The 6,300-nt window shown below is 55.2% G+C and carries 7 protein-coding genes; 3 read left to right on the top strand and 4 right to left on the bottom strand.

What is annotated here, in order from left to right; all coding sequences use genetic code 11:
- Positions 1 to 63 precede the first annotated feature (63 nt).
- A complete protein-coding gene (locus ACT3IC_RS22570) occupies positions 64 to 918 on the top strand; it encodes an aldo/keto reductase (protein ID WP_159339092.1) in 855 nt (284 codons plus the stop codon).
- 46 nt (positions 919 to 964) lie between these two features.
- On the opposite strand, the gene ACT3IC_RS22565 is transcribed toward ACT3IC_RS22570, so the two are convergent.
- Both ACT3IC_RS22565 and gapA read right to left on the bottom strand, forming a co-directional pair.
- On the bottom strand, positions 965 to 1,849 hold the full coding sequence (locus ACT3IC_RS22565; RefSeq protein WP_103179254.1) for a D-hexose-6-phosphate mutarotase: 885 nt from the start codon (positions 1,847 to 1,849) through the stop codon (positions 965 to 967).
- 73 nt (positions 1,850 to 1,922) lie between these two features.
- Positions 1,923 to 2,918 (bottom strand): glyceraldehyde-3-phosphate dehydrogenase, encoded by a 996-nt coding sequence (gapA, locus tag ACT3IC_RS22560; RefSeq protein ID WP_103179255.1) that lies wholly within the window; start codon positions 2,916 to 2,918, stop codon positions 1,923 to 1,925.
- 341 nt (positions 2,919 to 3,259) lie between these two features.
- On the opposite strand from gapA, the gene msrB reads away from it, so the two are divergent.
- Both msrB and ACT3IC_RS22550 read left to right on the top strand, forming a co-directional pair.
- Entirely contained in the window at positions 3,260 to 3,673 is a 414-nt protein-coding gene (msrB, locus tag ACT3IC_RS22555) for a peptide-methionine (R)-S-oxide reductase MsrB (RefSeq protein WP_473479493.1), read from the top strand.
- A gap of 42 nt (positions 3,674 to 3,715) precedes the next feature.
- Positions 3,716 to 3,994 (top strand): YeaC family protein, encoded by a 279-nt coding sequence (locus ACT3IC_RS22550; RefSeq protein ID WP_103179257.1) that lies wholly within the window; start codon positions 3,716 to 3,718, stop codon positions 3,992 to 3,994.
- A gap of 47 nt (positions 3,995 to 4,041) precedes the next feature.
- Here the strand turns inward: ACT3IC_RS22550 and chiD are convergent, their stop codons facing one another.
- Both chiD and pncA read right to left on the bottom strand, forming a co-directional pair.
- A complete protein-coding gene (gene chiD, locus ACT3IC_RS22545; protein WP_159339090.1) occupies positions 4,042 to 5,298 on the bottom strand; it encodes a chitinase ChiD in 1,257 nt (418 codons plus the stop codon).
- 355 nt (positions 5,299 to 5,653) lie between these two features.
- Positions 5,654 to 6,295, bottom strand: coding sequence for a bifunctional nicotinamidase/pyrazinamidase (pncA, locus tag ACT3IC_RS22540; protein WP_103179259.1), 642 nt, complete (start codon positions 6,293 to 6,295; stop codon positions 5,654 to 5,656).
- Between the last annotated feature and the right edge of the window lie 5 nt (positions 6,296 to 6,300).

Raw genomic sequence — 6,300 nt, 5'->3', positions numbered from 1 at the left:
CATCATAACGGGGCCCTCGGGCCCCGTTTGTTTTAGGGTGGTGCAGACAAACAGGAGCGTATTATGAGCGAAAAAACCGTCAACTTTGGCGACAACAGGGTGCTTCCGGCCATCGGTCAGGGCACCTGGTATATGGGTGAAAAGGCAAGCCGGCGCCGCCAGGAGAGCGATGCCTTACGGGCAGGCATTGAGCGGGGGCTGACCCTGATCGATACCGCGGAGATGTATGCCGAGGGCGGCGCGGAAGAGGTGGTTGGCGAGGCGATTAAAGGCCTGCGCGATAAGGTCTTTCTGGTCTCCAAAGTCTACCCGTGGAATGCCGGTGGCAAAAAAGGGATTGCCGCCTGCGAAGCCAGCCTGCGCCGTCTGGGCACCGATCATATTGACCTCTATCTGCTGCACTGGCGGGGAAATTATTCTCTGGCAGAGACTGTCGAACTGATGGAGACGCTGCAACAGCAGGGCAAAATTGGCCGCTGGGGCGTCTCGAACCTTGATTATGCGGATATGCAGGAGCTGGGACAGGTGCCGGGCGGGCAGGCCTGTGCCACCGATCAGGTGCTCTACCATCTGGCCTCACGCGGTATCGAATATGATCTGTTGCCCTGGTGCCAGCAACAGCAGATGCCGGTGATGGCCTATTGCCCGCTGGCGCAGGCCGGGCGACTGCGCGCCGGGCTGATGAATCACCCGGTGGTCAATGCGATTGCCAGAGAGTACAACGCCACGGCGGCCCAGGTGCTGCTGGCGTGGGTGATCGGTCACCCTGGGGTGATGGCGATCCCGAAGGCGTCATCAATCATGCATGTGGAAGAGAACGCGGGCGCGCTGGGCATTACCCTCTCAGCAGAGGCGTTACAGAAGCTGGATGCCGCCTTCCCGGCGCCGAAAAACAAAACGGCATTAGACGTGGTGTGAAGTGTGCGTCATGCCCTCTCAGCATGGAGAGGGCAAGGGCAGGGCATTAACGCTTCACAATGTGAATGGTTTGTCCCAGACGGGTCGGTTTCTCTTCCGTCGCTTTTTGCGGTTCGCTGACGCAGGCGGTCTCTACGCAGACAAAGGTTTTATAACCGTCATCCGGCATATCGCCCATGCTGACTGACAGCGCCGGGCCAGGGTTCCAGCCAACCACGTTGCTGTGGTGGTGATGAATTACTTCAATGGCGCGGTTCAGGGAGGTATCTTCGATAACGCTGCACGCTTCCGGGTTCAGATAGACGCGGTCGGTACGATCCGGGAAGGTTTGCGCGCCGTCGGTCAGTCGGCCTTCTTTCGCATTATCCACTTTGTCGATAAAGGTATCGCCAAGGCCGTTCACGGTGACGGCAGCGATATCGCCGACGTTGAAGTAAGTGTGCAGGGCGGAAGTGGTTTCAAATTCACCGTGCGCTTCCAGTTCGATCTCGCAGGTTTTACCCAGCTTAAAGCGGGCATAGAGAGTGAAGTCGTGCGGCCAGAGTTTGCGCGTTTCATCATCGCTTTGCAGCTCAAAGGTTAACACCACGCCGGACTCATCTTCGTTGTGGGCTTTCAGCGTCCACGGCAGGTTGCGGGCAAAACCGTGCGACGGCAGACCCTCCTGCGCCGCCGGGCCAAACCACGGCCAGCAGATTGGTACGCCGCCGCGAATAGCGGCCCCTTTTTTGAAAGAGGTGTTATCGCTTAGCCACAGCGCTTCCATTTCACCTTCCGGCTGCCAGGAGAGCAGGTGCGCGCCGTGCAGGGCAACAGAAGCCTGAACCTGCGGATGGTCAACTACGATCACTTCAACATCGTCAATCTGACGGCGGGAAAGCACAGGGGTAAGCTGTTCGACTACCGGAAGTGCAAAAATTGTTTTAATCATTACGCAATCCTCTGTCTTTAAAGCAAAAAAAAGGCGACCAGGGTCGCCTTTTTGGATCAATTTCTCATCTCACTTATTTGGAGATGTGAGCGATCAGGTCCAGAACTTTGTTAGAGTAGCCGGTTTCGTTGTCGTACCAGGAAACCAGTTTCACGAAGTTGTCGTTCAGTGCGATACCTGCTTTAGCATCGAACACGGAAGTGCAAACTTCGCCGTTGAAATCGGTAGAAACAACGTCGTCTTCGGTGTAACCCAGAACGCCTTTCATTGGGCCTTCAGAAGCCGCTTTGATTGCTTTCTTGATTTCTTCGTAGCTTGCTGCTTTTTCCAGACGAACGGTCAGGTCAACAACAGATACGTTTGGAGTTGGAACGCGGAACGCCATACCAGTCAGTTTGCCGTTCAGTTCTGGCAGAACTTTACCTACAGCTTTAGCTGCGCCGGTAGAAGATGGGATGATGTTCTGAGCTGCGCCGCGGCCGCCGCGCCAGTCTTTGTGAGACGGGCCGTCAACGGTTTTCTGAGTCGCGGTGGTTGCGTGAACAGTAGTCATCAGACCTTCGACGATGCCGAAGTTGTCGTTGATAACTTTTGCCAGCGGTGCCAGGCAGTTGGTGGTGCAGGATGCGTTAGAAACGATGTCCTGGCCAGCGTAAGTTTCGAAGTTAGCACCACGAACGAACATTGGGGTGTTGTCTTTGGAAGGACCGGTCAGAACAACTTTTTTCGCGCCAGCGGTGATGTGCTTACGCGCAGTTTCGTCGGTCAGGAAGATACCGGTTGCTTCAGCAACAACGTCAACACCGATTTCGTTCCATTTCAGGTTAGCTGGGTCTTTTTCAGCAGTAACACGGATGGTTTTGCCATTAACAACCAGGTGGCCGTCTTTCACTTCAACGGTGCCGTTGAAACGACCGTGAGTTGAGTCGTACTTCAGCATGTATGCCATGTACTCAGCGTCTAACAGATCGTTGATGCCAACGATTTCGATGTCAGAACGTTCCTGCGCAGCACGGAAAACAATACGGCCGATACGGCCAAAACCGTTGATACCTACTTTGATAGTCATATATTCCACCAGCTATTTGTTAGTGAATAAAAGGTTGCGTGTAAAATTACAAAAACCTTACGCAGCGTCAAGCGGAATCGTGTCAATCATTGCGACAAATCAATCCTTAGCATTAGCTTTGCTCGATTGACCTACCTCACATTCCCTTGGAGCTTGCACCCATATGGGGCCTGCGCACGGAATTTTAAAGGGCTGCCCACATAAAAACGTGGAGTAGATCACATTTGTCTGACCGCTTCTGCGCAACGAGTAAGTTTAGATCAAAAGTTCATACTTCAGTGTTAATGTTTTGTTAGAATCGGCTGTAAAAGTTGTCTGTTTCAACTGCGAGATGTAAGCCTATGTCGAATCAACATAACTCCGATGAATTGAAAAAAAACCTCACCGAAATGCAGTTCTACGTGACGCAAAATCACGGGACGGAACCGCCATTCACCGGGCGTCTGCTGCATAACAAAAGGGATGGTGTTTACCACTGCCTGGTCTGTGACACTGCGCTGTTTAGCTCCCAGAGTAAATACGATTCTGGCTGTGGCTGGCCAAGCTTCTATGAACCGGTCAGTGAAGAGGCTATTCACTATCTGAAGGACCTCAGCCATGGTATGGAGCGCATCGAGATCCGCTGCGGAAACTGTGACGCCCATCTCGGTCACGTCTTCCCGGATGGCCCACAGCCGACAGGCGAGCGTTTTTGCGTCAATTCCGCCTCCTTAAGCTTCACCGACGACGAGAATGGCGACCAGACGAAAGGCTGAAAAATCGATTCAGCAAATTATTCCTTCGGAGCCCGATTTAACATGAATATTGAAGAGATGATCAATGGCATGACGCCGGAAGTGTATCAGCGTCTGGTCACGGCGGTAGAGCTTGGCAAATGGGCCGATGGCGTGGCCCTGACCCCGGAGCAGAAAGAGAATTGCCTGCAGCTGGTGATGCTCTGGCAGGCGCGCAATAACACCGAAGCGCAGCATATGACCATCGACACCCAGGGCCAGATGGTGATGAAAAGCAAACAGCAGCTGAAGGAAGATTTTGGTATTGCACCGAAGCCGATTGCGACGCTGAAGGTCCAGTAATCAGAACCATTGCAGCCCGGTGAATGGCTCACCGGGCCTGTTTAACGTTACGGGTGTTTTATCCCCAGCGACTCGGCCAGCTGCTTCGCCAGCTGGTTGTTATCATCCGCGCCGTACTCCCAGAACATCGCTCCGGCCAGACCTTTCTCTTTGATGTACTCGGCTTTGATCGCCACCGAGCGCGGGTTTTCATACGACAGGGCAAACAGCGGATTGCCGTTATCGGACTTCACCGACAGCCACGGCACTTTCGCCTCATCGTCCCACTGTTCGGTAAACCGTTTCTGCGGATCGTTTAAAAACGTCTTCACAATGTCGTTGTATTTCACGTAGGTGTCTTTGGTCAGATCGTAGCCCAGTGATTTGAACAGGGCGATCTGCTGTGCGCTGAAGTAGGGCTGGGTCGCGGGATTTTTCTGCGCGTCCGGTTTGCTCCAGTCGATACCTGGCTCGACGGCACGTTTCGGCACGCGACCATAGAAGCCGATACCGAGATTCATCTGCTGTGGCTTCAGCCCGGCGGCCAGATAGTTGTTCACCACAAAGTCGACGCTATATTTATCCGCGGCGGCAACGGTCGGCCAGGCGCTGGAGTCATAGAGGTTGGCGTTAAAATACTGGGTGCCATACGCCATGTCGTAGGTCATCAGGTTGATGTAATCGAGCAGGGGCGCCACTGCCTTCACATCCACCCAGCTTTTTGGGCTCTCGGCGTTGGCGCCCACCGCGATGGTCACCAGTTTTTTATCCCCGAACGCGCTACGCAGCTCTTTCAGCAGGGCGGTAAAGTTAGCCCGGTCTTCTGGCTTGCTGGCGACCAGCCCCCATGCGCCGTTAACCGGAAACTCCCAGTCGAGATCGATCCCGTCGAGGCCATATTTCTCTACGATCGCCCGTGCGGAGCGGATAAACACTGCGCGGGTCTCCGGGGTGGATGCCGCGCCCGAGAAGCCACGAGCCCCCCAGCCGCCAACAGAGAGGAGCACCTTAAGGGCAGGGTTCTGTTTACGCAGGACAGGGAGCAAAGCCAGATCGGCTTCAACCTTAGGAGATAACCAGATTTGATGCAGTCTGGCCGGGTCTTTTAACGCCGGATTGGTTTCGTCTTTCTCGTCGTTATAGATCAGGCCAAAGGAGTAGTTCAGGTGGGTGATCTGGCGAACATCGAGTTTATTGATATCCCCGCCCGGCCCGGCAGTGACGTCGCCGCCACCGTTAAAATAGCCGACGGACATCAGCGAACTGGCGGAAGCAATGGATGCGCAGAGCAGGGGTAAAGCTGCCAGCAAGGGCAAACGTTTCATAGCAATTCCTCTTCAATTTTGACGGTAAAAAAAGCACGCCACGTAAGGGCGTGGCGAAAAAAGTGCCAAAAAAGAATAACATTGCCGTCTCGCTGAGAGTGCGAGGCAGTTCACTTTATGAGACTTAATGAGAATTATGCCCGGTGGCGCTGCGCTTGCACGTGCCGACGGATGGCGGGTTTTGCCCGGCGGCGCTGCGCTTGCACGGGCCTACGGTTGGCGGGGTTTTGCCCGGCGGCGCTGCGCTTGCACGGGCCTACGGTTGGCGGGGTTTTGCCCGGCGGCGCTGGCGCTTGCACGGGCCTGAGGGTTTTGTAGGCCGGGTAAGGCGTAGCCGCCACCCGGCACAAGGCTATCAGGCCTGCGTCTCCTGCCAGTCCGCCAGCGTATACAGCGTCGCACCTTCCGCCGCCATATCCATAAACGCCTGGGCGCTATCCTGGCGCTGAATATTCACCCCACGACAACCGTCGGTAATGACGTTCACCCGGTAGCCCAACTGCAACGCGTCCAGCACGGTAAATTTTACGCAGTAGTCCGTCGCCAGCCCCATCACAATCAGCTCCACAATTTCGTGATGGCGCAGCCACTGATCCAGCCCCGTTTTTTGCCGGTGCCCATTGTCGAAAAAGGCGCTGTAGCTGTCGATGTCAGGGTTTTCACCCTTCTGGAACACCGCGTCAATGGCTTTGCTGTTAAGCAGGGGATGCAGCTCTGCGCCTTCGGTATGCTGCACGCAGTGATCGGGCCAGAAGGTCTGCGGCAGGCCGTCCAGTTCGCCCTCGGTAAAGGGCTCAACGTCATGCTGGCTGGCAAAACTGCCGTGATCCGCCGGGTGCCAGTCCTGGCTGGCAACCACCGCTTCACCGCGCGCCTTACACCACGCAATCAATTCGTTGGCGACGTCTACCGTACTGTCGCCTTCGGCCACCGCCAGCGCGCCGCCCGCGCAAAAATCATTCTGTAAATCGACCAGTAACAGGGCTCGTTGCTTCATAGGAA

Source organism: Leclercia sp. GHBNCSD, from assembly GCF_055805075.1.
The sequence above is the reverse complement of the archived record's forward strand: the minus strand, read 5'-3'. Positions and strand labels throughout refer to the sequence as shown.